Source organism: Nocardia miyunensis NBRC 108239, assembly GCF_001613065.1.
In the GTDB taxonomy this organism is placed as follows: domain Bacteria; phylum Actinomycetota; class Actinomycetes; order Mycobacteriales; family Mycobacteriaceae; genus Nocardia; species Nocardia miyunensis.
Window position 1 is genome coordinate 21,396 of record NZ_BDBQ01000036.1, and the last position, 25,963, is coordinate 47,358.

The following is a 25,963-nucleotide window of genomic DNA, read 5'->3' on the forward strand; positions in this document are numbered from 1 at the left end:
CAATGAGCTCCGGTCCGAAACATAGCAGGAAAGCAAGGGCGGCAACAGGATTCGGTCACAGCGGCGTGCGACGTTCGCCCATGGCGCACGCTACGGTGCCGGTGGGACGTGCCGAGTGAGCCATCCGGTGACGTAATCGAGGACTTCCGGGGCGATCGTGGTCGGGATGTGCCCGTATTCGTCGGGAAGGCCCGTCGTCGCGGGTTGCATGAGGTGGTTGAGGCCGTCGAAGACGCGCACGTCGGCATCGCGGTCCGCGGCCAGGAGAGTGCGGGCCAGCGGCGCGCTCTGCTCGGCCGGGACCTGTAGATCCTTCGATCCGTAGACCGCCAGCACGGGCATGCGCAGCGATCGCAGCGCCGCGGCCGGGTCGTAGCTCACGAACGAGGCGAAGTTCGCGTTGACGCTGCGCTCGACCGTGGACTCGGGCTGGCGTCGCTCGGGCGGGAGGGCGGCATTGTGTTCGATGGCGTATTGGCGGGCCTGATCCGGATCGCCGTTGCGCAGCAGCGTGGTGAACGTGTCGACGAAGCCGATCTGGGCGGCGACCTGGTCCGCGGGTGCGTGGGCGGCCGCGAGCAGTGCGCGGTTCTGCGCCAGCAGCACCTCCTGTCCGGATGCCGCGGGACCGGCCATCATGATGACGAATGCGATCCGGTTCTCCGGCCGGGAAGCGACCAGCGGTGCGAGATAACCGCCCTCGCTGTGACCGAGCAACCCGACGCGCGCCGGATCGATATCCGGGTGCGAGCGCAGGAAATCCACGCCGGCCACGACATCCCCGGCCAGATCGCCGTAATCGGCGTCGGCGTCGATGCCGCCCGTGCCGCCGACGCCGCGCTTGTCGGTGCGCAGTACCGCATATCCGGCTCGGGTCAGCGCATCGGCGAGTATCAGGAACGGTTTGTGACCGAAGACCTCCTCGTTCCGGTCGTTCTTCCCGCTGCCGTTGAGCAGGATCACCGCCGGATGCGGACCGGGCGCCGACGGCAGCGTGAGCGTCCCGGTGATGGTGATGTCGCCGCTGCGGTAGGCCACGTCCTCGGAGCGGTACGGCCAGGGCCGGGCCGGTTCCTGCGGGCGCGGCGGCACCGGGACCGCGCCGCGGTGCAGCGTCACCGGCAGCGCGTGCCCGAACTGGGTGAACGTCCCGGTGATCACCCCGCGTGCGGCGTCGTAGCGGCCGTCGAAGGCGGACGCGCCGGGCACTCCGGGGATGGTGAAGGCGACCTTCTCCGGCGAGGTCCGCACCTGTGCGAGCGGATGCGCGAACAGGCCTTGGACCGGAATCGAGAGCGTCGCGGTGTCGCCGTCGAGGGTGATGCCCAGTGGCAGCGATTGGCCGGGGGACTCGAGCGTCCCGGTCCAGTCGCCCGCCAGGGGATCCGCGGCCTGTTCCGCATCGGGCCGACGAGACTGCGGTGCGCAGCCCGCGGCCGCGATGAGCAGCAGAATCAGCACCAGGACGTGCAACGATCGCATAACTGAGCGTAGCTGGGCGTACCGGACGCCCGTACGGTGGATATGTGAGCAATGACGCTTTCTCTTCCGGCCTCGCGGCCCTGCCCGAAGGTGTGAGCGGATCCGCGGCCGCCGGATTCGCACCGCTGGTGCGGGCCTTCGCGACTTTCGTTGGCGGCCGCCCCGGTGCGGGAGGGGCTCTCACGGTCATGCGGTACGGCGAACCGCTCGTGGACATCTGGACCGGGCAGGCATCACCCGGTACCCAGTGGTCGCGCGATACCGGAGCCGTCGTCTTCTCGGCCACCAAGGGCGTCGCCGCCACGGTGGTCCACCGGCTCGCCGATCGGGGCCTGCTGGACTACGACGCGCCCGTCGCCGAGTACTGGCCGGATTTCGGCGCCGCCGGAAAAGAGCGAATCACGGTGCGGCGCTTGCTGACCCACCGCGCCGGACTATCCTCGCTGCCGTCGATCGCCGTCGGGGCCGACGACGTGCTGGACCACCAACTGATGGAACAGCGCCTGGCGGCGGCCTCGCCCGACCGGCTGCTGGGCGTCCCGGCTTATCACGCGCTCACCTTCGGCTGGCTGGTTGCCGGGCTGGCTCGCGCGGTCACCGGCCGCGGCATGGCCGAACTGTTCCGCACCGAGGTCGCCGAGCCGCTCCACGTGGACGGCATCCATTTGGGCCGGCCTCCGCAGGGGTCGACGACAACCGTCGCGGCACTGCAAGGTTCGCGCTTGGCGGCGGTGCGCGCACCGCTCGGCGCGCTGTTCTTCGGCCGCGCCCACGGCATCCCGGGCAGCCTCGGCGCGGCGACCCGATCACTGTTCCTACCGGGTGTGGAGACCATCCTGGAGGGCGATGACCCGCGGATCCTCGACACCGAGATGGGCGCGGGCAACGGTGTATGCACCGCGTCCGCCCTCGCCGCCCTGTACGGCGCGCTCGGCGACGGCACGATCGATGGCCACAGATATCTGTCCGCGCGCACCGTCCGCGCCGTGCACCACGTGGAGACCTACCGCCTGGACCGCACGCTGTTCTACTTCCCGATGATGTGGCACCTGGGCTACCACTCCATGCCGACGACCGGCTCCCGCGCCGGTTTCGGGCACATCGGCCTCGGCGGATCGTTCGGCTGGGCCGAACCACGGCAGGGCCTGTCCGTCGGATTCGTCCACAACCGATTGGACTGGAATCGCTTCGCCTGGGACCAGGTCGCCTCCAGCTGGATCCTCCCGCTGGTCGTCCGGGGCGCACGCGCTGTTCCGCGACTGCGGGAGGTCCGCGAATCCCGCGGGGCCGCCTGATCTCCTGTCAGTCGCTAGGTGAGGTAGCGATAGGCGGGTGAGCCGGGGTCCAGGCGTTCGCATTGGAGGGGAGAGGCGTGGATGCGGTCCAGGAGCGGGAGCAGGCCGTCGGGGGAGCCGAGTTCCACGCCGACCAGGGCCGCGCCGGTTTCGCGGTTGTTGCGTTTGACGTATTCGAACAGCGTGATGTCGTCGTCAGGGCCTAGAACCTGGTCCAAGAAGCGGCGCAGCGCGCCGGGCTCCTGGGGGAAGTCCACCAGGAAATAGTGTTTCAGGCCCTTGTGGACGAGGGAACGCTCGATGACCTCCCCATACCGCGATACGTCGTTGTTGCCGCCGGAGAGCAGGCACACCACGGTGGAACCGGGGGTGACGTCGATCTCGGCGAGTCCGGCCACCGACAGCGCGCCCGCGGGCTCGGCGATGATGCCCTCGTTCTGGTACAGCTCGAGCATGGCCGTGCAGATCGCGCCCTCGTCGACCAGCATCATCCGGAAAGAGCCTGCGCCCCTGGGGGATTCGGTCGCGGTGAGCAGGGGCAGCGAGGCGTGCGAGATGACTCGGCCGCCGAATTTCGTCACCGCGGCGTAGGGCAGATCGCCGATTCGCCGCACGGACGCGCCGTCGACGAACGGGTCGATCTCGGGCAGCGTCACCGGTCCGCCGGCGACCAGCGCCGCGGTCATCGATGCCGCACCGGCCGGTTCAACCGCGAGAATGGCTGTGCCGGGCGAACGTTCGCGCAGATACGTGCCGATTCCGGCCAGGCAGCCGCCACCGCCGACCGGGATGATCACCAGATCCGGTGTGCGGCCGAGCTGTTCGAGGATTTCGGCGGCGATGGTGCCCTGTCCGGCGGCGGTGCGCGCATCGTCGAAGGGCGGCACCATCGTCGCGCCGGTGCGGGCGACGTCGGCGGCGGCCTCGGCGGCCGCCGCGTCGAAGGTGTCGCCGACCGCGATCAATTTCACGAATTCGCCGCCGTGTGCGCGGATTCGGTCGCGTTTCTGTTTCGGCGTCGTCGTCGGGACGTAGATGCGGCCGGTGATGCCCATCGCCCGGCACGCGAACGCGACGCCCTGGGCGTGGTTTCCGGCGCTGGCGGTCACCACCCCGGCCGTCCGCTCGGCCTCGGTGAGCTGCACGATCAGGTTGTAGGCGCCGCGGAGTTTGTAGGAGCGCACGGCCGTGAGGTCCTCGCGCTTGACGTAGACCTCCGCACCGGAGAGCGCGGAGAGCCGGTCGATCCGCTGTAGTGGCGTGGGCTCGATGATGTCGGAAATTCGCTTGGCGGCAGCATCGATCTCGTCCGCGCTCAGTTCGGGCAGCGGACCGGACAACTTCTCTGCGGTATCAAGCGGTTGGGACACCCGAACATGCTATCCGGGCCCCGAAGCGGTGTGTCGTGCGCCCGTCGACTTTCCCGGGCAAATCCGCCGGTGCTCGGAAACGGCGATGACCTGGGCGGAATCGATGGCGTGTATCGAGTGAGATGCGCAGGTTGGGCAGTATTTCCGGATAGAAGTTCGGTGGACCGAAATTAGAAATCCGAGTACCCTGACAACATGGTAGTGGTGAACACCCGGCGAATCGTCACCTGCGGTGCGCAGAAGGTCGACATCGCCGGTGCGCAGTGGCCGGTGTACAAGCTCGAGGCGCTGGCCTTGGGGTTGTTCGTCGCCCTCGTCCTGGTTCTGGTCACCGGATCCGCACAGCTCGCCGTGCTCGTCGCCGCGGCGGTGGCCGCTGTGCGCTGGACCGTCGCCATTGTCGGTCGCCTGGCTCGCCCGGTGTCCTGATTCGCATCGTTCGCCGGGGATCGCGCATCCTCCGATCGGCTGAACGGCACGTCGATATGGTGCGATGTGCGCCCGGGGCGGGGTGTGGGTATGTCGTGGATATCCGGTTCCGTCGTCTCGGCAAGCTCGGGGCTGTCGAGCGTGTGCCCGGAATGGCTTGGGGTGCAGCATATTCCGATTCGTCATCGGTTTCGGCGGCCGGGGCTCCCGATGCTCGAGTTGTGATCGTTAACATACCAATGTTCGGAAATTTCCCCCGGCAGACCCGAACCGTCCCGCCTCCGGCATCGGTTGAGGCGCACGATGATTCACCGCGGGACGGGCGGGCGATGCACGGATCGGTGCGGGCGCTAACCTGAGTCATGGATCTACGCCGGTGGTCCGGCACGGAAGGTGGGGATGTGAGAGACCGGAACGGGCGCCCCCCGGGAAAGGCAGGCCGTCCGGCGGTGATGACGGATGTGGCCAAGCTGGCCGGTGTGTCACATCAGACCGTCTCGCGCGTGCTGAACGACAGCCCGCAGGTGCGTGCCGAGACGCGCGAACGCGTTCTGGCCGCCGTCGAGGCGCTGGGCTATCGACCCAACGCGATGGCCCGCGGCCTGGTCAGCCGACGTTCCAAGGTGCTCGGCGTGGTCACCTTCGACACCGTGCTCTTCGGCCCCGCATCGATGATGCTGGGTATCGAAAGGGCCGCGCGCGCAGCGGGTTACGGCGTCAGCATCGCCACCCTGGAGACCGTGGACCGGCCCAGCGTGCTGGCGGCGGTCAACACCCTCGCCGATCAGGGGGTGGACGGGGTGATCGTCATCGCGCCGCAGCAGACCACCGCGGCCGCACTGCACAGCATGCCCCGCCAACTGGTCGTGGTCGCGGTCGAGGCCGGTCAGGACGCCGGACTCCCCGCCGCTGCGGTGGACCAATTCGAGGGCACCCGCCTGGCCGTGCGACACCTGCTGGACCTGGGCCATCGCACGGTCTGGCACGTTTCCGGCCCGGCCGGTTGGCTCGAGGCGCGCGACCGCGCCGAAGGCTGGCGCCGCGCCCTGGAGGCGGCCGGTGCGGAGATCCCGCCGCTGATCGGCGGCGATTGGAGCGCCCGCTCGGGCTACGAGGCGGGCCAGGTGCTCGCCGCCCAATCCGGGGTGACCGCGGTCTTCGCCGCCAACGACCAGATGGCCCTGGGCCTGCTGCGGGCCTTCGCCGAACGCGGAATCCGTGTCCCCGAAGATATTTCGGTGGTGGGCTTCGACGACATCCCCGAAGCCGCCTACCTGACCCCGCCCCTGACCACCATGCGCCAGGACTTCGACGAGGTCGGCCGCCGCAGCATGCAGTTGCTGCTCCAACTCCTCGAATCCGACACCGACGTCCCCGAACCACCCCCGGTCGTGCCGACCCTCGTCGTCCGTGAGAGCACCGCCCCACCCGCGCGATAAATTCCGCGCGCCCGGCCTCGGCGCAGGATCGCATCGCCTTCGCGCTCCGAGAACGGCCGGGACTCCCGCGACGGACCTTCCGGAATCAGGAACGGAAGGGCACGCCCGCGAACGTTTCGTGTCCCGCTAACTCACCAAGCAACCCGGCCCAAGCAGCGCCTTCAGGTCGCCCATCAGTGCCGATGACGGGGAGACGCGCAGGTTGTCGGCGACCTTGAGGACGGTGGTCTTCTCCCGGGAGCCGACGTGGCGGATATGGACGTCGGCGGTGCCCGGGTGACTGGACAGGACGCGTTTGAGGGCGCTGACCTTGTCGGGAGTGCACAAGCGGGTCGGGATGGTCACGGCGAGGGGTTTCTCCACGCCGATCGCGGACAGATCCGGCACCACCAGATCGTTGGCGATCAGCGAGATGCGATCGTCGCGGAGCGAAACGCGGGCCTTGACCAGCACCACCGCGTCGTCGACCACGTCCATGCCGTACACCGAATACGACTGCGGGAAGAACAGCACCTCGATCCCACCGGTGAGATCCTCGAGCTGGGCCGAGGCCCAGGGCAGGCCGTTCTTGTTGACGCGGCGGTTCACCGAGGCCAGAATGCCGCCGATGGTGACCTGAGCGCCGTCCTTGACATCACCCTGCAGAATCGACGGAATGGGCGTATCCGCCTGTGCCGCGAGGACATGCTCGACACCGTTGAGCGGATGCCCGGACACGTACAGGCCCAGCATCTCCCGCTCCAGCGCGAGCTTGTGCTTGGACTCCCACTCCTCGTCGGGAACCTTCACATTGAACACCGAGGCCATCGATTCGTCACCGTCGTCCAGCCCGCCGAACAGGTCGAACTGGCCGATCGCCTCGGCCTTCTTGGTGGACATCACCGCGTCGATGGCGTCGGAGTGCACCAGCAGCAGACCCTTGCGGGGATGGTCGAGCGAGTCGAAAGCGCCTGCCTTGATGAGGGATTCGGTGACCTTCTTGGTGCAGGCGACGGTGTCGATCTTGTTCAGGTAGTCGGAGAAGTCGGTGAACTTCGACTTCTCCTTGCGCGCGGAGATGATCGAGGCCACCACGTTCGCGCCGACGTTGCGCACCGCGCCCAGCCCGAAGCGGATGTCCGCGCCGACCGAGGCGAAGTTGTGCTCGGACTCGTTCACATCCGGCGGCAGCACCGTGATGCCCAGGCGGCGGCAGTCGGACAGGTAGACCGCGGCCTTGTCCTTGTCGTCGCCGACGCTGGTGAGCAGGGCGGCCATGTATTCGGCCGGATAGTTCGCCTTGAGATAGGCGGTCCAGTACGACACCAGGCCGTAGGCGGCGGCGTGCGATTTGTTGAACGCGTATCCGGCGAACGGGAGGATGGTGTCCCACAGCGCCTTGATCGAGGCCTTGGAGAACCCGTTCTCCAGCATGCCCTTCTCGAAACCCTCGAACTCGGCCTCGAGGACCTCGGCCTTCTTCTTACCCATCGCGCGGCGCAGAATGTCCGCTCGACCGAGCGAGTAGCCGGCCACCTTCTGCGCGACGTGCATGATCTGCTCTTGGTAGACGATCAGGCCGAAGGTCTCACCGAGGATGTCCTTGAGCGGCTCCTCGAGTTCGGGATGGATCGGCTTGACCTCTTGCCGGTTGTTCTTGCGATCGGCGTAGTCGTTGTGCGCGTTCATGCCCATCGGACCGGGGCGGTACAGCGCGCCGACCGCGACGATGTCCTCGAACGCGGTGGGCTGCATGCGCCGCAGCAGATCCCGCATGGGACCACCATCGAGCTGGAACACGCCGAGAGTGTCACCGCGCGAGAGCAATTCGAAGGTGGCCGGGTCGTCCAGCGGCAGATTGTCCATGTCCAGGTCGACGCCGCGGTTGGCCTTGATGTTGTCCAGCGCGTCACCGATCACCGTGAGGTTGCGCAGACCCAGGAAGTCCATCTTCAGCAGGCCGATGGCCTCACACGACGGATAGTCCCAGCCGGTGATGATCGCGCCGTCCTGCGCGCGCTTCCACACCGGGATCGCGTCGGTGAGCGGCTCACTCGACATGATCACCGCGCAGGCGTGCACGCCCGCGTTGCGGATCAGGCCCTCGAGGCCCTTGGCCGTCTCGTAGATCTTGGCGATCTCCGGATTGGTCTCGATCAGGGTGCGGACTTCGGCGGCTTCCTTGTACCGCTCGTGCTCGGGGTCGGTGATGCCCGAGACCGAGATGTCCTTGGCCATGATCGGTGGCGGCAGCGCCTTGGTGATCTGGTCGGCGATGGCGAAACCAGGCTGGCCGTGCAGGACTCGGGCCGAATCCTTCAGCGCGGCCTTGGTTTTGATGGTGCCGAAGGTGATGACCTGCGCGACGCGGTCGCTGCCCCACTTCTCCGAGGCGTAGCGCACCATCTCACCGCGACGGCGATCGTCGAAGTCGATATCGATATCGGGCATCGACACGCGTTCGGGGTTGAGGAACCGCTCGAACAGCAGACCGTGCGGCAGCGGGTCGATATTGGTGATGCCCAGCGCGTAGGCGACCAGCGAACCGGCCGCCGAACCACGGCCGGGGCCGACGCGGATGCCGACCTCGCGGGCGTGGTTGATCAGGTCGCCGACCACGAGGAAGTAGGCCGGGAAGCCCATCTCCAGGATGACGCCGATCTCGTACTCGACCTGGTCGATGTACTTCTGCGGCGGGCCGCCCGGGAACCGGCGGTCCAGGCCGCGGCGCACCTCCTCGCGCAGCCAGCTGGCCTGGTCGTGTCCCTCGGGGACCGGGAAGATCGGCATCCGGTCGCGGTGGGTCCACACGTCCTCGTAGGACTGCACCCGCTCACCGATCGCCACCGTGTTGTCGCAGGCGCCGGGCACCTCGGCGTCCCAGATGGCGCGCATCTCGTCGGCGGATTTGAGGTAGTAGCCGCTGCCGTCGAACTTGAAGCGGGTCGGGTCCGAGAGCGTCTTGCCGGTCTGGATGCACAGCAGCGCTTCGTGGTTCGTGGAGTCGGTCTCGTGCACGTAGTGGCAGTCGTTGGTGGCCAGCGCGGGGATGCCCAGCTTCCGGCCGACCTCGAGCAGCCCCTGACGCACCCGCGTCTCGATGGACAGGCCGTGGTCCATCACCTCGAGGAAGAAGTTCTCCTTGCCGAAGATCTCCTGCCACTTGGCCGCGGCCTCGAGCGCCTCGCGTTCGTGACCCAGGCGCAGCCGGGTCTGCACCTCGCCCGAGGGGCAGCCGGTGGTGGCGATGATGCCCTCGGCGTGCTCGGCGATGATCTCCGCGTCCATGCGCGACCACTTGCCTAGCTGCCCCTCGATCGAGGCCAGCGAGGACAGCTTGAACAGGTTGCGCAGACCGGTCGCGTTCTCCGCGACCATCGTCATGTGGGTGTAGGCGCCCGAACCCGAGACGTCGTCACCCTTCTGGCTCGGGTCGCCCCACTGCACGCGCTTGGTGTTGAAGCGGGACTCGGGCGCGATGTACGCCTCGATGCCGATGATCGGCTTGATGCCCTGCTTGCGGGCCGAATTGTAGAACTCCGAGGCGCCGAACATGTTGCCGTGGTCGGTCATGCCGACGGCGGTCATGCCGAGCCGCTCGGCCTCCTTGAACAGGGGCGTTATCTTCGCCGCGCCGTCGAGCATCGAGTACTCGGTGTGGTTGTGGAGGTGAACGAATCCCGAGGCTGACACGGCTAGAGATTATGCCCCGGGTACGACAGGAATCGGGGAGGTGGGCCGAGGCCCGTGCGAAAGCGCATGTGATAGCGGCCGAGTCGTGTCGGGCGGGGCTCGATGCGAGTGCCCCGTGCCGAAAACCAGTGTGTGGGGGAGGCGTTTTGGGGGAATGATGTGGCTGTGCGCGAGATCCCCGGGCCGATTCGGGTAGTTCGCTACGCGCGCAAGGCATATGCGTGGGGCGGGAGGATCCACTGATGAAACGTTTGGTTGTGTGCTGTGACGGCACCTGGGGAACGGCGAGCAATCCGCTGGTGACCAATGTCGTCAAGATCGCGGAATCGGTCCGGCTGGACACCACGGCGGCAGCCGGGGGCTCGGTCGGGCAGCGGGTGTTCTACACCGACGGGCCAGGCTCGCGCGGATACCTTCTGGACAAGTATCTCGGCGGGATGTTCGGGCTCGGCCTGGACGCCGGGCTGTCCACCATGTATTGGCAGCTGGTGCTGAACTGGGAGCCCGGCGACGAGATCTTCGTCTTCGGGTTCAGCCGCGGCGCATATATCGCGCGAAGTCTCACCGGTCTGATCAACCGGATCGGGTTGCTGACACCCGAGGCGATGATCGAGGGCCGGTATCCGGAGGCGATGCGGATCTTCCGGCAGCGCAAGTCGCATCCGGATGATCCGGACCCGGCCGAGTGGGCCGAATTCCGCCGCCAGCACTGCCAGAGCCCGGTGCCGATCAAATTCATCGGCGTCTTCGACACCGTCGGCGCGATGGGCGTTCCCGGAATCACCTCGGGGAACTACGGATTCCACGATCTGCGGCTGTCGCCGCAGGTGCACACCGCGCGTCAGGCACTGGCCGTCGACGAGCGTCGCCGCATCTACGAACCCTGCCTGTGGGAGATCACCGACGAGGCCGGGGTCAACCAGCAGCGGCCCGATCGGGTCAAGCAGGTGTGGTTCGAGGGCTGCCACACCGATGTCGGCGGCGGCATGCCCGACAGCCGCCTGTCGGACCGGTCGCTGCGCTGGATGGTGCGCGAGGCGCGGGAACAGGGCCTGGAATTCGACGACGAACTGCTGGCCAAGATCTTCGAACGCGGCGAGTCCGCCACCGGGCCGGTGCATCCGAGCGACAACCTGACCCTGGGCTACCGGTTCTTGAACCTGGTCGGGCTGCTGTTCCATCCGCGCAACCCGCGGTTCTACCGGGACGCCTGGCGGCGGCTGGCAGCGCCCGAGGACAAGCGGGTGTACCTGGCCTCCTGTGCGAAACCCGGTGCGCGATACGACCCGCCGAACGTGCGGCGCTGGGCGCAGGAGTGCGGTGACCACATCCCCGTCGAGGAGACCGGAAACCCCACTGCCACACCGGCTCCCGCCGCGGATGACACGCCCGCGCCGAGTCCCGCCCCGGCGGAACCGGTCGGGGCCTGACCCCTACCGCACCAGCAGGGCGACCGGCAGGCGGGTGAACAGCTTCTCCAGGCGGACGCGGGTGGTGAAGGTGTGCCCGGTGAGGCGGTCGGTCCAGGTGCCCTGCGGCAGATCCAATGCCGCATCGCCCCAGCCGGTCTCGTTCAGCCGGACGCTGTGCCGGGTGGCGGCCACGATCACCTGCGGCGGCTCGTCGACCCGGCCGCGGGCATAGGCGATCAGATGTCCGGCGCGGTCGCCCGCGGCGAACAGCGGCGTGTACGCCCCGCCGACGAAGCATTCGGGACGTTCGCGCCGCAGCCACAGCGCATAGGCCACGATCCACATCTTGGCCGCACCGCTGGAGTCCAGTTCCGGTGTGCCGGTGAGTGATTGCAGCATCGACAGGCGATGCCCGAAATCGACCGGACGCCGGTTGTCCGGATCGACGAGCGAATCCTCCCAGAGCTCACAGCCCTGATAGATGTCCGGGATGCCGGGCCCGCAGAGCTGAAGCAGCTTCTGCGACAACGCATCGGACCACGCGTGCGGCGCGAGTTTGATCACCGTCTCGGACAGTCCGCCGCCGACCTGGCCGTCGATCACCGCGTCGATCCACTGGTGCAGCGCGGACTCGAATTCGAGATCGGGTTCCTCCCAAGAGGTTTTGGTCCCGGCCTCGCGAGCGGCCTTCTCCGCGAACAGGTGCAGCCGCTCGCGCAGGCCCGCGACCGTCGCGGCGGGCCGTCCGTCGTTGGGCCACATCCCGAACATGTTCTGCAACAGGAACAATGCCGTCGCCTCGTCCGGGGGCGGGGTGTTCTCGAACCAGCGGGGCACCGATTCGGACCATAGGTCCGCGGCCTGGGACAGCACCCCGATCCGGGCGCGCACATCCTCGCCGCGCTTGGTGTCGTGGGTGCTCAGCGTCGTCATCGTGGCGGGCCAGCGTTGGGCGCGTTCGGAATTGGCCAGATGGAATTCCAGCACCGACCGGCCGAACCGGGCCGGATTGCCGCCCACCTCCTGCAGCGAGACCAGTCGCGCGCCCTGGTAGTACATGGTGTCCTCGACGGCCTTCGCGGTCACCGCGCCGCACACCTGATGCAGCCGCACGGCCGCCTCGCCGTTCGCCGCCAGCGCGGTGACCAGCACCGAAAGCGGCGCGGTCAGTTCGCTGTTGCGCTTGCACACCTTCTGCACCACCGCGGTCATCATGCCCGCGAGCGGTGCGTAGTCGGTGCGGTACACCGGCATGAACGAGAGCACCTCGATGGTGGCGTTGGTCAGCGCCATATCGCTGATCGGCGCGGTGTCGATGCCGCTGACGCCCGCATCGCGTTTGATCGCGGCGACGAGCCTGCGGATCTCGGGCACCAGCATCGTCTCGGCCACAGCGCGTTTGATGCGATGTTCGTTGTTGCCGATCCACGCACCGTTGCTGCCGTGCCCGCAGTACTTGCGGGAGAGCTCGGTGAGGGCCTTCTCACCGTCCGCGTCGATGAGCACACCGCCCAGATCCGCGAGCGCGTCGTAGCCGGTGGTGCCGTCGATGGGCAGCATCGCGTCCAGGGGTTCGCGATTGGACAGCACCTTCTCCACCAACAGCAGCCGATGCGGGCCGATCAGCCGCCGCAGGCGCGCCAGATAGGCCGCGGGATGGGCCAGCCCGTCCGGATGATCCACGCGCACACCGTCGATCAGATCGTGCTCACACCAGGCGGCCAGTTCGCGGTGGGTGATCTCGAAGACCGCCGGATCCTCCTGCCGGATCGCCGCCAGGCTCGACACCGAGAAGAACCGGCGGTAGGTGCAGATCCCGGCCTTCCAGCTGACCAGGCGGTAGTGCTGCTTGTCGTGGATCCGCAGCGCGTTCTCCCCGTCGGTGTCCGGGGCGATGGGGAAGCGCAGATCGTGCAGTGCCAGCATCGGTTCCGGGCCGCTGCGATCGACGGTCAGTGCGGCCGGATCGTTCTCGTTCTGCAACACCGGCAGCGCCAAGCGCCCGCCCGCGCCGTTGTTCGGACTCCAGTCGATGTCGAAGAAGTGCGCGAATTGGGATTTGCGGCCGTGGCACAACACATCCCACCACCACGGGTTCTGCCGCGGATCGCTCACTCCGACATGGTTCGGCACCAGGTCGACGATCAAACCCATTCCGCGGCTGCGCAACTCGTCCGAGAGCGCCTTGAGCCCGCCCGGGCCGCCCAGCGCCGCGGACACCGTCGTCGGATCGGTGACGTCGTAGCCGTGCGTGGAGCCGCGCATCGCAGTCATGATCGGAGACAGATACAGATGCGAGACGCCCAGCTGCTGCAGGTATTCCGCGATCGCGCGGGCATCGGCGAAGGTCAGCGCGTCCGGTCGCAGCTGCAACCGGTAGGTGCTGCGGACGTTCGTCTGCCGGAGCACCGGTGTGGTGTGGGACTCGGGGGAAGCGAATTCTGTCATCTCTGTCTTGATCTCATCATGGCGTGCGTGCGGCCCTACATCCTCGCCCATGCCGGCTGCTGCACATCGTGCCGGTCGGTCCGGCGTAGTACCAGCAGACAGCGGTCCGGCACCTCGACCACGGCTGGTGTGTCGTAATCGATCGATGTGTGTCCGGTGGGGGTCGAACAATCCAGGGCCACGGACCACCGGGTGCCGAAATCCGGTCCCGGGAGGGTGAACTCGATGGGCTCGTCGTGGGCGTTGAAGCACAGCAGGAACGAATCGTCCCGGATGCGCTCGCCGCGCGGTCCCGGCTCGTTGATCCGCGAGCCGTTCAGGAAGACCGCCAGGGAGCGGCCGAATCCGGAATCCCAGTCCGCGGCGGTCATTTCGGTACCGGCAGGGGTGAGCCAGGCGATGTCGGGGGCGTCCAGGCGGCCGTCGCGGTCGTCGTCCGCGCCGGGGCGGCCGTCGAAGAAGCGGCGGCGGCGGAAGACCGGATGTTCCGAGCGCAGCGCCAGGGCGATACGGGTGAACTGCAATAGTTCCGAATTCTTCTGTGCCAGGGACCAATCCAGCCAGGACAGCGGGGAGTCCTGACAGTAGGCGTTGTTGTTGCCGAGCTGGGTGCGGCCCATCTCGTCGCCGTGCAGCAGCATCGGGGTGCCCTGCGAGAGCGCGAGGGTGGCGATCAGGTTGCGCGTCTGGCGATCTCGCAGCGCCAGCACTCGCGGATCGTCGGTCGGTCCCTCCACGCCGCAGTTCCAGGATCGGTTGTAGTTCTCGCCGTCGTGGTTGTCCTCGCCGTTGTCCTGATTGTGTTTGTCGTTGTACGACACCAGGTCTCGCAGGGTGAACCCGTCGTGCGCGGTGACGAAGTTGATACTGGCCCCGGGGCGGCGACCGGTGGCCTCGTACAGATCCGACGAGCCGGTGAGCCGAGAGGCGAACTCGCCCAGCGTCGCCGGTTCGCCGCGCCAGTAATCACGCACGGTGTCACGGTATTTGCCGTTCCACTCGGTCCACAGGCTCGGGAAGTTGCCGACCTGATAGCCGCCCTCGCCGACGTCCCAGGGCTCGGCGATGAGCTTGACCTGGCTCACCACCGGATCCTGCTGGACCAGATCGAAGAAGGTGGACAGCCGGTCCACGTCGTGCAGTTCGCGGGCCAGGGTGGCGGCCAGGTCGAAGCGGAATCCGTCGACGTGCATCTCCAGCACCCAGTAGCGCAGCGAATCCATGATCAGCTGCAGGGTGTGCGGATGACGTACGTTCAGGCTGTTGCCGGTGCCGGTGTAGTCGACGTAGTGCTGCGGATCATCCTGTGCCAGACGGTAGTACGCCGCGTTGTCGATACCGCGCAGGCACAGGGTCGGTCCCAGGTGATTGCCCTCGCCGGTGTGGTTGTAGACCACGTCGAGAATCACCTCGATCCCACCGGCGTGCAACGCGCGCACCATCGCCTTGAATTCGGTGACCGCGGCCCCGGCGCGCGGATCGGCGGCGTATTCGTGGTGCGGGGCCAGATAGCCGAAACTGTTGTACCCCCAGTAGTTTCGCAACCCCTTGTCCAGCAGCATGCGATCGTGCACGAACTGATGCACCGGCATCAGCTCCACCGCGGTGACGCCCAGTCCGGTCAGATGCTCGACGATCGCGGGATGCGCCATCCCCGCATAGGTTCCGCGCAGTTCGGGCGGCACCTGCGGATGCGTCATCGTCATACCCTTGACGTGCGCCTCGTAGATGACCGTCTCGTGGTAGGGCCGCCGCGGCGCGCGGTCGTCGGCCCAGTCGAAGTACGGGTTGATCACGACGCCGGTCATGGTGTGCCCCAGCGAATCCCGGCCGAACGTGTACAGCGACGGATCGTTGCCGAACTCGCCGGTGAACGCCTTGCCGTATGGATCGAGCAACAGCTTGCTCGGATCGCAGCGCAGTCCGCGCTCGGGCTCGAACGGGCCGTGCACCCGGAATCCGTAGCGCTGTCCGGGGCCGACCGCGGGCACGTACGCGTGCCAGACGTAGCCGTCGACCTCCTCGAGCGGGATGCGGGCCTCCGCGCCGTCCCGTCCGATCAGGCACAATTCCACCCGCTCGGCGACTTCGGAGAAGAGGGAGAAGTTGGTTCCGGCTCCGTCGTAGGTGGCTCCCAACGGGTACGCGGTCCCCGGCCAGACGCCGAGCGGCCGGGCCTCACCGAGTGCGTCGGGTGCAACCATGCCTCCGACAGTAATGGGCGTTGCTGGGTACCCGGTGCGGGTGGGCCGCGAGATGTGGCGTTCCACGCATCTCGGGCGGTCGCCCGAGCCGGGTTGCGCGGTGGATCAGCGCAGTGCGCGACGCCAGGTCTGGCCCACGAGATCCCTGCCGAAGCTGTGGTGCGGCTCGGACTCGGCGAGTTCGAATCCGGCCCGCTGATAGATGTGCCGGGCCGAGGTGAGCACGTCGTTGGTCCACAGCACCATCTCGCGGTATCCGGCGGCGGTGGCGAATTCCAGGCAGTGCCCGACCAGGGCGCTGCCCACGCCCCGGCCGCGTGCGGACGGTTCCACCAGCAGCAACCGCAACCGGGCCGTGCTGTCGTCCTCGCGCATGCAGAACACCGCGCCGAGGCGTTCGCCGCCGGATTCGGCGATCCAGGCGCGCTCGGTGTGCGGGTCGTGCGATTCCAGGAAACCGGTCACGATCCGCGCGACGAGGGTTTCGTAGCTGCCGTCCCAGCCGTACTCGGCCGCGTAGAGCGCCGCGTTGCGGGAGATCACCCAGCCGTAGTCCCCGGGACGGGGTTCGCGGATGCGCACCGGTTCCTGGTGGCCGTCCAGAATGGTTTCGATGATGTGCATGGCCTCGACCAGGCGGGTCCGGTCGGCGGCGGGACGGTCCGCGAGCAGGTCGGCGACGTCGCGGCTGGAGCGTTCGTTCAGGTCGGCGAAGACCGCGTGGCCCCGGTCGGTCAGCCGCACCTGCTGGCGACGCGCGTCCTGATCGCTGCGTTGTCGCTCGACGAGTCCGTCCTGCGCGAAACGGGCGAGGATGCGGCTGAGATAGCCGGGATCCAGGTCCAGGTTCCGGCGCATTTCGACGACGTCCGCGGTCTCGGAGTGGGCCAGTTCGAACAGGATTCGCGCCTCGGTCAGCGAGAAGTCGGTATCGACGAGGTGTTCGTGCAGGACGCCGATCAAGCGGGTGTAGCGGCGGTTGAATTCGCGGACGGCATCGATGTGCTCGGGGGTGACGTGGTTCGCGCTCGGGGTGAGGGCGGTGTTCATGGTGCTCCGCTTCCGGTTCGCTTATCTTTGACTTGGTCAGAATATTCTTTGACTCCGTCAAAAGATAGCTGGGTATCTCCCGGCGCGGATCGGTTTTCGCGTGCGAATGCGGGGGAGCGGGCCGCCGATGGTAACTTGAACGACGTTCAAGGACGCTCTCGTGAAGGATTGCCGTGGCACTGACCCCCGACGAGATCACCGCGCTGGACGCCGCCCACGTGTGGCATCCCTACGGCGGTTTCCCCGCCCCCACCGAACCGCTGGTCGTCGCCTCCGCCGCCGGAACCCGGCTCACCCTGGCCGACGGTCGCGAACTGGTCGACGGGATGAGCTCCTGGTGGGCGGCGGTACACGGCTATCGGCACCCGGTACTGGACGCGGCGCTCACCGAGCAGGCGCAGCGGATGAGTCACGTCATGTTCGGCGGTCTGACCCACGAGCCCGCGGTGCGGTTGTCCCAGTTGCTGGTCGAGCACACCCCGGACGGGCTGGACAAGGTCTTCCTGTGCGATTCGGGATCGGTGTCGGTCGAGGTGGCGGCCAAGATGTGCCTGCAGTACTGGCGGGCGCTGGGCAAGCCGGGCAAGCGTCGGCTGCTCACCTGGCGCGGCGGCTATCACGGCGACACCTTCACCCCGATGAGCGTGTGCGATCCCGAGGGCGGCATGCATTCGCTGTGGACCGACGTGCTCACCGAGCAGATCTTCGCCCCCGTGCCGCCGAAGGAGTACGAGCCGGAGTACGTCCGCGAACTGGAACGCCTGCTCGCCGAGCACGCGGACGAGACCGCCGCGGTGATCGTCGAGCCGATCGTGCAGGGTGCGGGCGGCATGCGTTTCCACCACCCGGACTACCTGAACGACCTGCGCCGCCTCTGCGACGAGCACGGCGTACTGCTGGTGTTCGACGAGATCGCGACCGGGTTCGGCCGCAGCGGAACGTTCTTCGCCGCGGACCGGGTCGGCGTGCGGCCCGACGTGATGTGCGTCGGCAAGGCCCTCACGGGCGGATATCTGACTCTGGCCGCGACCCTGTGTACTTCGCGGATCGCCGAGACGATCAGCGCCGGGCACGGCGGGCTCATGCACGGGCCGACCTTCATGGGCAATCCGCTGGCCTGCGCGGTCGCGGTCGCCTCGATCGAGTTGCTGCTCGCGCGCGACTGGTACGGCGAGGTCGCCGGGATCGAGGCCCGGCTGACCGCCGGATTGGCTGCGGCACAAGAGGTTCCGGGTGTGGTGGACGTCCGGGTGCAGGGCGCGATCGGCGTCGTCGAACTCGATCATCCCGTCGATATGGCCAAGGCCACCCATGCCGCCGTGGATGCCGGGGTCTGGTTGCGGCCGTTCCGCAATCTCGTCTACACGATGCCGCCGTTCATCAGCAGTCCGGACGATATCGCGCGCATCACCGCGGGCGTCGTCGCGGCCGCCGCGAGCTGAGTTCGCCGGCGGGTCGTCCCGGCGTTGCCGTGGCGTGCCCGCGAATAGGGCGAGGTAGCGCTCGCACACATACCCGGCCTTGCCCCTGAACGGCGTTCAAGTATGCTGCTCTCCTGTGACTACCGATCCGTTGAGCTGGTTGGACGAGCGGGCTACCGCGCGGGTGAGCGCCGGGCTGCGGCGGGAGCTGCGGGCGCGGGAGCCGCGGGCCGCGGCGATCGATCTGGCGTCCAACGACTATCTGGGGTTGTCCCGGCATCCCGAGGTGATCGCGGCAGCGGTCGATGCCGTGCGCACCTGGGGGACCGGCTCGACCGGATCGCGGCTGGTCACCGGGACCACGACCGCGCACGAGGAGTTCGAGGCCGAGTTGGCCGAATTCGTCGGTGCGGAAGCGGGATTGGTGTTCGCCACCGGGTACGCCGCCAACCTCGGCGTGGTCACGGCCTTGGCCGGGCGCGGATCGCTGGTGGTGTCCGATGCGGGCAGTCACGCTTCGCTGGTCGACGCCTGCCGCCTGTCGCGTGCCCGGGTCGAGATCGCTCCGCACCGCGACGTGGACGCGGTGGACCGGCTGCTGGCCGAGCGCACCGAGGAGCGGGCGCTGGTGCTCACCGATTCGGTGTTCAGCGCCGACGGTGATCTCGCGCCGCTGACCGATCTGCATCGGGTGGTGCGGGCCAACGGCGCGGTGCTGATCGTCGACGAGGCGCACGGTATCGGCGTGCGCGGCGCGGGCGGGCGCGGGCTGGTGCACGAGGTCGGCCTGGCCGGGCTGCCCGATCTGATCGTCACCGCGACACTGTCGAAAGCCCTTGCCGCGCAAGGGGGTGCGGTGCTGTCCAGTGCGCGGGTGCGGGCACATCTGATCGACTCGGCGCGCACGTTCATCTTCGACACCGGTCTGGCTCCGGCCGCCGTCGGCGCTGCCCGCGCGGCGCTGGGACTGCTGCGTCGCGATCCGGAGATGGGCGGGCGGGTGCTGACCCGGGCGGCGCAGATCGCCCGCATCGCCGGTGCGCCGCAGCCGGATTCGGCGGTGGTGTCGGTGGTGCTCGGCAAGGCGCAGGTCGCCTACGACGCCGCCTGCGAATGCCGGGCGCGCGGACTGAACGTCGGATGCTTCCGGCCGCCGTCGGTGCCCGAGGGCACCTCCCGGCTGCGGCTGACCGCGCGCGCCGATCTCACCGATGCCGAGATGGACACCATCGCAACGGTTCTGGGTGAGGTCCTGGCGCAGGCGCGCGATCCGCATCGAGAGGCCGTGTCCGCCGGCGCGTCCGCATCGTAAGCGTTGTTTCCTGTTGTGGGAGTGAGGATCTCGTGACTGTTCTGATCGTGACCGGCACATCGACCGACGTGGGCAAGACCGTCGTCACCGCGGCGCTGGCGGCGGCGGCGCGGGCGGCCGGACGTTCGGTGGCGGTCTGCAAACCGGCCCAGACCGGCGTGCTGCCGGGCGAACCCGGCGATCTCGCGGAGGTCCGCCGGCTCGGGGGCGTCACGCGCACACTGGAATTGGCCCGCTACCCCGACCCGCTCGCCCCCGACACCGCGGCCCGCCGCTGCGGCAGCCCGCTGCTGACTCTCGCGGAAACGGCCGCGGGCGTGGAATCGCTCGCCGACGCCGATCTCACCCTGGTCGAGGGCGCGGGCGGACTACTGGTCCGGATGGGCGATTTCACGCTGCTGGATCTGGCCCAGAAGATGAACGCACCGGTCCTGGTGGTCGCCGCCGCGGGCCTGGGCACCCTCAATCACAGTGAACTCACCACCCGCGCCCTGGCCGCCGCCGGAGTGCGCTGCGCCGGCCTGGTCGTCGGATCCTGGCCTGTGGCACCGGATCTCGCCTCGATCTGCAACCGCGACGACCTGCCCGCGGTCACCGGCGTGGACCTGGTCGGCAGCATCCCGGAGGGCGCGGGACGCTGGGCTCCGGAACGTTTCGCGGAATCCGCCCCTGGGTGGTTCGCGCCCGCCTGGTCTCAGCGCTACCTCACGGTGTGATCGTGGGCGGGCGAGTTCAGTATGCCCGCCCGCACGGCAGATCTCTCGAGCGGAAGAGGCAAGGCGCTGGGCTCCAGGCTCTTTCGCCGCCGCGTGGAGTTGGTCCGCAACGACCCGGTCCGAGAGCGGTATCTCTCGGCGTGATCGTCGGCGGATAGCTGCTCAGCGCACCCGGCTGCCCAGCAGGTGCCGGACACCGCCGAGGAACAGTTGCAGGCCGAAATCGAAACGGTCTGTGGCACTGGGTGTTTCGCTGTCGGTGAGGGATTCGTGGACCGGTGAGGAGTCCTCGGACAGCGCGCCCGCCGAATCCATCTGCATGCGCGACTGCTCGTCCACCGTCCCGCCCAGGACGTAGTACAGCAGCGTGTAGGCGGCCTGATCGGCTTCCTCGCGGGTCATCCCACCGCGAATCAGCGCCCCGGCCAACCGTTCCCGGCCCTTGCTGGTGGTCAGGCGGGAGGCGTAGGTGGCCGAGACCACCTCGGCGCCGTCGCGGTAGGCCAGCAGGCATGAGCGCAGCCGGTGGGCGAGCTCGGTGACTTGTCCGGACCAGTCGTCCGCGTCGACGTTGTCCTCCATCGGCGCGAGAATGCGGTCGGCCACCGCGCCCAGCAGCGCCTGCTTGTTGGGGAAGTGCCAGTACAGCGCCCCGGGTTGGACGTGCAGCGAGGTCGCCAGCCTGCGCATCGTCAGATCGGCCAGTCCGTACTGGTCGAGAATGGCGACGGCGCCATCGATGACGTCGGTGCGGTGCAGCTGCACGGGCGGGCCCTTTCTGGCGAGCTTTGACTCCTGTCCCCAGGTACCTTAGCCTGAACACCGTTCAAGTACATTGTTCACGTTGCGCGGCCGCCCCGGCCAGAAGAAGGGATTCGTGCTGTGACCCAGGCACCTGTCAAGACCGACGTCGATATTCTGGCGACCGCTCGCGAGCAGGTGCTCGAGCGCGGCGTCGGGCTCACCCAGGAGCAGACCGTCGAGGTGCTCCGGCTCGGGGACGATCGGCTCGAGGAGCTGCTGGGCCTGGCGCACGAGGTGCGGATGCGCTGGTGCGGCCCGGAGGTCGAGGTCGAGGGCATCATCTCGCTCAAGACCGGCGGCTGCCCCGAGGACTGCCACTTCTGCTCGCAGTCGGGCCTGTTCCAGTCCCCGGTGCGCGCGGCCTGGCTGGACATCCCCTCGCTGGTCGAGGCCGCCAAGCAGACCGCCAAGACCGGTGCGACCGAATTCTGCATCGTCGCGGCCGTGCGCGGTCCGGACGAGCGGCTGATGGCGCAGGTCGCCGCCGGTGTGGAGGCCATCCGCAACGAGGTCGACATCCAGGTCGCCTGCTCGCTGGGCATGCTCAACCAGGAGCAGGTCGACCAGCTCGCCGCGATGGGCGTGCACCGCTACAACCACAACCTGGAGACCTCCAAGTCGCACTTCCCGAACGTGGTCACCACGCACACCTGGGAGGAGCGCTGGGGCACCCTGCGCATGGTGCGCGAGGCCGGTATGGAGGTGTGCTGCGGCGGCATCCTCGGCATGGGTGAGACCATCGAGCAGCGGGCCGAATTCGCCTCGCAGCTGGCGGAATTGGAGCCCGACGAGGTTCCGCTGAACTTCCTGAACCCGCGTCCGGGCACCCCCTTCGGCGATCTCGAGGTGCTGCCCGCGGCCGAGGCGCTCAAGGCCGTGGCCGCGTTCCGGCTCGCCCTGCCGCGCACCATCCTGCGCTTCGCGGGCGGCCGTGAGATCACCCTCGGCGATCTGGGCGCCAAGCAGGGCATCCTCGGCGGCATCAACGCCGTCATCGTCGGCAACTACCTGACCACGCTGGGCCGCCCCGCCGAGGCTGATCTGGACCTGCTCGGCGAGCTGAAGATGCCGATCAAGGCGCTCAACGAAACCCTGTAGATCGCGGTGCGGCCGGGCGGCGCGGATCCGCCGGTACGGTAAAGGTATTGTCGAGCAGCCCTGCCGCTGCACTTCATCGAGGGGTTTCGCAGAGTGGTCGTCGATATGGAAGAGCGATACAACCCGTTCACGGGTAAGCGGATCGTCGCGGGCGTCGACGATCCGGTCCCCGCGGCCGCCGCACTCGGCCTCGAGCCGCCACGGTTCTGTGAGCAGTGCGGACGCCGGATGATCGTGCAGGTGCACCCCGAGGGCTGGTGGGCCAAGTGCTCCCGGCACGGCGTGCTCGACTCGAAATCCCTGGATCATCGCTGATGATCCATCAGGGTGTCGCCGAACCGTCCGTCTCGCGACGGCGTGAAGTGCGTGCCGCACTCACGGTGGTGCTCGTGGTATTGCTGGTCAGCGCGCTCGGCGGTGTCGCGTGGGCGGCGCTGGCCCCGACCGAACGGGTCGTCGTCGTGCAGCCCGATCGTGGCGCGGCGCTGACGGGGGAGAGCGGTCACCGTTTCGACGCGATCGCCCTGTTCGTGTGCGTCGCCATCGTGGTCGGTGTGCTGACCGCCGCGGCGGTATGGCGGCTGCGCCGGGTGCGCGGCCCGATCATGCAGTGCGCCTTGCTGTTCGCCTCGCTCGTCGGCGCGGAACTGATGTCCTGGCTCGGTGAACTCGCGGCCCGATGGATGCACCCGCACTCGTCGAATCCGCCGCTGCACACCGTCGTCGCGATGCCGCCCACGGTCGACGGCTGGCGCACCCTCATCGATCACTGGATCCACTCCGATCTCTCGGCGGGCGCGTGGACCGTCGTCATGGTCCAGCCGTTGTTCGCGGCCCTGGTGATTCTCCTCCTGGCGGCCCTGAGCACCTCCGAGGATCTCGGGGTGGACCCTGCCGACCCTCCCTGCGCCCCCGACATCTCCTACGGCCCGTACGGCACCCCGGTTTCCACCGGCATCTCCCTGGGCCACACCGGCCCTTTCGAGGGTGCCGACTCCCGCTGAATCACGCCGGGTAGGCCGTGATCTCGGCATCCCACTCGCTCGCCGCACGTCGGTGCTGATTCAGGGCGTGACCGGTGAGACCCATCGAACTCCTGCTGCGCACCCTCGTGCCGGACGCATTCACCCTCATTACACCGACCCGACTGATCCAGGCCGGAGAATCGGCCGGTCCCGCGATCGCCCTCCCTCCCCGCCGGAAGCCTGCACCTCCGGCGTCGAGATCTACGGCGCTGCCAGGGGTGCCGACCGGCCATCTTTCGGCGCTTCGTACCAGCAGGTCGTCCGGTGGGCCACCGCCGGCGAACTCACCTTCGATGTCGAACCCGCCCGCTCGAGCGAGATCGAATTCGCATGGCGACATCCCGCACCTCGAGGCAGACGTCTCGTCGTGCAGCCCTGACCCGATCCTCGAACCCCCTGTCCCACAGGAAATGCGATAGCCGTCCCAGCTGTCGGCGGTTACCGTGGGTAACCAGTAGCCGACGACGAACGGAAAGGAGGTCGGCGATGGCCCACACGGAAGATCGTGCCCGCCCGGTGGCCCGGTCCGCGGAACGTCCCACCGAACGCGCCGGCCTCGCCGCTTGGCGCGCCCGCCATGAGCTGCGCAGATCCAGTGCCGCACAACCGATTACGAGCGGGCGAGCGTACCGGCGTGGTACGAAGCATCGCAAGCGGGATGTCGAGCGTTGAGCGGGTAGTTGGACCGACCGGATGCGGAACGTTCCGCGCGGGATCGGCCGAACCCGGATAGCGGCACCGGCGGACGGAGTTCGTCCGCGTGTCCGGCGAGTATCGGCAGGTCGGTGGTCGGGCAGGTATAGAACTGTTGGATGGCTGCTGATCTGTTCGATCGTGCTCGTGCGGTGCTTCGGGATGCGCCGGTGGTGGATGGGCACAACGATCTGGCATGGGCGATGCGCTCGCATGTGCGTTATGACCTGGATGTGCTGGATCTGGCGCAGGATCAGTCGGGGGTTCTGCATACCGATCTGAACAGATTGCGGGACGGCGGGGTCGGTGCGCAGTTCTGGTCGGTGTATGTGCCGTCGAGGTTGGCGGGGGATCGGGCGGTCGCCGCGACGCTCGAGCAGATCGATTTCGTACGCGCGTTGATCGCGCGGTATCCGGATCGGTTGCGGGCGGCGTTCGGTGCGGACGATATGGCAGCCGCGCGGGCGGAGGGGAGGATCGCCTCGCTCATGGGTGCGGAGGGCGGGCACAGTATCGACTGTTCGCTGGCTGCGTTGCGGTCGCTGTATCTGCTGGGCGTGCGATATATGACGTTGACGCACAACGACAATGTGCCGTGGGCGGATTCGGCCACCGACGAGCCGAAGGTGAACGGGCTCAGCCGATTCGGCGAGGAGGTGGTGCGGGAGATGAACCGGCTCGGCATGCTGGTCGATCTGTCCCACGTCTCGGACGACACCATGCGGGCCGCGCTCGCGGTGTCATCGGCGCCGGTGATCTTCTCGCATTCCTCGGCGCGGGCACTGTGTGATCACCCGCGCAACATCCCCGACGATGTGCTGAAGTCGTTGTCCGCCAACGGCGGTGTGGCGATGGTGACCTTCGTTCCGCAGTTCGTCCTGCCCGCGGCGACTCGATGGGTGGTGGACGCGGACGCCAATATGCGTGCGCACGGCTTCCATCCGCTCGACACGGGTCCGGCCGCGATGACATGTCAGCGGGCGTTCGAGGCCGCGTATCCGCGACCGGTGCCGACGGTCGCCGATGTAGCCGACCACGTCGAGCATGTGCGGGAAGTGGCGGGGGTGGACCACGTCGGCCTCGGCGGCGATTTCGACGGAATCGCTTTCGTCACAGCGGGTCTGGACGATGTATCCGGATATCCGAACCTGATCGCCGAACTTCTCGATCGCGGCTGGTCCACGCCCGAGCTGGGAAAACTCACCTGGCACAACGCCGTTCGGGTGCTGCGCGATGCCGAGGACGTCGCCCGGGATCTACAGCGCACCCGGTCGCCGTCGATCGCGACGATCGACCGGCTCGACGGAAACGACTGAGCGACAGGCGATCCGCGGCGAGGATGCGCTCAGTGCGCCTCGGGCGCGGTCTCCTCGTGGCCGGCCTCGTACTCGGCCTCGATCGTCTTGGCGTGGCGGCGTTCGCGCACCTTCCACACGATCAAGCCGATGACCACGATGACCACCACCGCGATGGTCATGCCGCGGCCCACGGTGGAGGCGAGCTTCTCGTAGGACTGCCCGGCGAGATATCCGAGCACGACGAAGGTCGTGCCCCAGACGATGCCGCCGCTGGCGTTGTAGGCCAGGAATCGGCCGTAGGGCATGCGGGAGGTGCCGACCAGCGCGGGCATCACCGCGCGGAAGAACGCCGTGAACCGGCCCAGGAACACCGCCCAGCCGCCGCGCCGGGACAGGAAGTCCTGGGCGCGATCGAGCCGTCCCCGATAGCGATCGAGCATGGACATCCCCAGCAGCCGGGTGCCGAAATGCTTGCCGACCTCGTATCCCACGCTGTCGCCGACGATGGCGGCCAGCACCACCAGCAGGATCATCGCCCACAGCTGCACATGCCCCTGACTGGCCGCGACCCCGCCGATCACCGCCGCCGTCTCGCCCGGGATGACGAATCCGACGAAGATCGCGTCCTCGGCGAACACCAGTAGTCCCACGGTCAGATAGACCCAAACCGGTGCGATCTCGAGGATCCGCTGCATCAGCGAGTTCATGACGGCAACGGTACCCGGCCGGGCGTGTGCGCAGCGTGTCCCGCATCTTTGCGGCGCGCAGGATGCGCACGGTATGAGCGTCATCACC

At 68.1% G+C, this 25,963-nt stretch carries 19 protein-coding genes; 11 read left to right on the forward strand and 8 right to left on the reverse strand.

Going from position 1 to position 25,963, the window contains the following annotated elements:
- Positions 1-90: 90 nt before the first annotated feature.
- Positions 91-1,482 (reverse strand): alpha/beta hydrolase family protein, encoded by a 1,392-nt coding sequence (locus NM2_RS14665; RefSeq protein WP_067668794.1) that lies wholly within the window; start codon positions 1,480-1,482, stop codon positions 91-93.
- A gap of 44 nt (positions 1,483-1,526) precedes the next feature.
- Between NM2_RS14665 and NM2_RS14670 the strand changes: the two genes are divergently transcribed.
- Entirely contained in the window at positions 1,527-2,777 is a 1,251-nt protein-coding gene (locus NM2_RS14670; RefSeq protein WP_067668796.1) for a serine hydrolase domain-containing protein, read from the forward strand.
- 14 nt (positions 2,778-2,791) lie between these two features.
- Here the strand turns inward: NM2_RS14670 and ilvA are convergent, their stop codons facing one another.
- Positions 2,792-4,147 (reverse strand): threonine ammonia-lyase IlvA, encoded by a 1,356-nt coding sequence (gene ilvA / locus NM2_RS14675; protein WP_067668798.1) that lies wholly within the window; start codon positions 4,145-4,147, stop codon positions 2,792-2,794.
- 195 nt (positions 4,148-4,342) lie between these two features.
- Between ilvA and NM2_RS14680 the strand changes: the two genes are divergently transcribed.
- Positions 4,343-4,576: a hypothetical protein gene (locus tag NM2_RS14680; RefSeq protein WP_067668800.1), complete on the forward strand. Its 234-nt coding sequence runs from the start codon at positions 4,343-4,345 to the stop codon at positions 4,574-4,576.
- 401 nt (positions 4,577-4,977) lie between these two features.
- Positions 4,978-6,015: a LacI family DNA-binding transcriptional regulator gene (locus NM2_RS14685; protein WP_245718032.1), complete on the forward strand. Its 1,038-nt coding sequence runs from the start codon at positions 4,978-4,980 to the stop codon at positions 6,013-6,015.
- 126 nt (positions 6,016-6,141) lie between these two features.
- Here the strand turns inward: NM2_RS14685 and dnaE are convergent, their stop codons facing one another.
- Positions 6,142-9,687 (reverse strand): DNA polymerase III subunit alpha, encoded by a 3,546-nt coding sequence (dnaE, locus tag NM2_RS14690; RefSeq protein WP_281182441.1) that lies wholly within the window; start codon positions 9,685-9,687, stop codon positions 6,142-6,144.
- A 242-nt stretch (positions 9,688-9,929) separates the two neighbouring features.
- Here dnaE and NM2_RS14695 point away from each other — a divergent pair, with 242 nt between their 5' ends.
- Positions 9,930-11,117, forward strand: a complete 1,188-nt coding sequence (locus NM2_RS14695; protein WP_084531017.1) for a T6SS phospholipase effector Tle1-like catalytic domain-containing protein — start codon at positions 9,930-9,932, stop codon at positions 11,115-11,117.
- 3 nt (positions 11,118-11,120) lie between these two features.
- On the opposite strand, the gene treY is transcribed toward NM2_RS14695, so the two are convergent.
- The 3 genes from treY to NM2_RS14710 form a co-directional block, all read right to left on the reverse strand.
- Positions 11,121-13,547 (reverse strand): malto-oligosyltrehalose synthase, encoded by a 2,427-nt coding sequence (gene treY / locus NM2_RS14700; protein WP_067669041.1) that lies wholly within the window; start codon positions 13,545-13,547, stop codon positions 11,121-11,123.
- A gap of 35 nt (positions 13,548-13,582) precedes the next feature.
- Complete coding sequence (gene glgX, locus NM2_RS14705; RefSeq protein ID WP_067668808.1) at positions 13,583-15,751, reverse strand: glycogen debranching protein GlgX; 2,169 nt, start codon at positions 15,749-15,751, stop codon at positions 13,583-13,585.
- A gap of 105 nt (positions 15,752-15,856) precedes the next feature.
- The gene (locus NM2_RS14710; protein WP_067668810.1) at positions 15,857-16,801 is read right to left on the reverse strand and encodes a bifunctional helix-turn-helix transcriptional regulator/GNAT family N-acetyltransferase; all 945 of its coding nucleotides are present in this window, start codon (positions 16,799-16,801) and stop codon (positions 15,857-15,859) included.
- A gap of 173 nt (positions 16,802-16,974) precedes the next feature.
- Between NM2_RS14710 and NM2_RS14715 the strand changes: the two genes are divergently transcribed.
- The 3 genes from NM2_RS14715 (at position 16,975) to bioD (ending at position 20,250) form a co-directional block, all read left to right on the forward strand.
- A complete protein-coding gene (locus NM2_RS14715) occupies positions 16,975-18,243 on the forward strand; it encodes an adenosylmethionine--8-amino-7-oxononanoate transaminase (RefSeq protein WP_084530987.1) in 1,269 nt (422 codons plus the stop codon).
- A gap of 115 nt (positions 18,244-18,358) precedes the next feature.
- Positions 18,359-19,534 carry an 8-amino-7-oxononanoate synthase gene (locus NM2_RS14720; RefSeq protein ID WP_067668814.1) on the forward strand — a complete coding sequence of 392 codons (1,176 nt, stop codon included), beginning with the start codon at positions 18,359-18,361 and terminating at the stop codon, positions 19,532-19,534.
- 32 nt (positions 19,535-19,566) lie between these two features.
- On the forward strand, positions 19,567-20,250 hold the full coding sequence (bioD, locus tag NM2_RS14725; protein WP_067668817.1) for a dethiobiotin synthase: 684 nt from the start codon (positions 19,567-19,569) through the stop codon (positions 20,248-20,250).
- 162 nt (positions 20,251-20,412) lie between these two features.
- Here bioD and NM2_RS14730 read toward each other — a convergent pair whose 3' ends face one another.
- A complete protein-coding gene (locus NM2_RS14730) occupies positions 20,413-21,015 on the reverse strand; it encodes a TetR/AcrR family transcriptional regulator C-terminal domain-containing protein (RefSeq protein ID WP_067668819.1) in 603 nt (200 codons plus the stop codon).
- A gap of 117 nt (positions 21,016-21,132) precedes the next feature.
- Between NM2_RS14730 and bioB the strand changes: the two genes are divergently transcribed.
- The 4 genes from bioB to NM2_RS14755 all read left to right on the forward strand — a co-directional run bounded on the left by bioB (position 21,133) and on the right by NM2_RS14755 (position 25,186).
- Positions 21,133-22,152: a biotin synthase BioB gene (gene bioB, locus NM2_RS14735; protein WP_067668821.1), complete on the forward strand. Its 1,020-nt coding sequence runs from the start codon at positions 21,133-21,135 to the stop codon at positions 22,150-22,152.
- A 105-nt stretch (positions 22,153-22,257) separates the two neighbouring features.
- Positions 22,258-22,467 (forward strand): biotin synthase auxiliary protein BsaP, encoded by a 210-nt coding sequence (bsaP, locus tag NM2_RS14740; RefSeq protein WP_067669043.1) that lies wholly within the window; start codon positions 22,258-22,260, stop codon positions 22,465-22,467.
- Positions 22,467-23,156: a DUF2567 domain-containing protein gene (locus NM2_RS14745; protein ID WP_067668823.1), complete on the forward strand. Its 690-nt coding sequence runs from the start codon at positions 22,467-22,469 to the stop codon at positions 23,154-23,156. Before bsaP ends, NM2_RS14745 begins: the two co-directional genes overlap by 1 nt.
- Positions 23,157-23,989: 833 nt before the next feature.
- Positions 23,990-25,186 carry a dipeptidase gene (locus tag NM2_RS14755; protein WP_067668828.1) on the forward strand — a complete coding sequence of 399 codons (1,197 nt, stop codon included), beginning with the start codon at positions 23,990-23,992 and terminating at the stop codon, positions 25,184-25,186.
- A 29-nt stretch (positions 25,187-25,215) separates the two neighbouring features.
- On the opposite strand, the gene NM2_RS14760 is transcribed toward NM2_RS14755, so the two are convergent.
- Positions 25,216-25,875 (reverse strand): DedA family protein, encoded by a 660-nt coding sequence (locus tag NM2_RS14760; RefSeq protein WP_067668830.1) that lies wholly within the window; start codon positions 25,873-25,875, stop codon positions 25,216-25,218.
- Between the last annotated feature and the right edge of the window lie 88 nt (positions 25,876-25,963).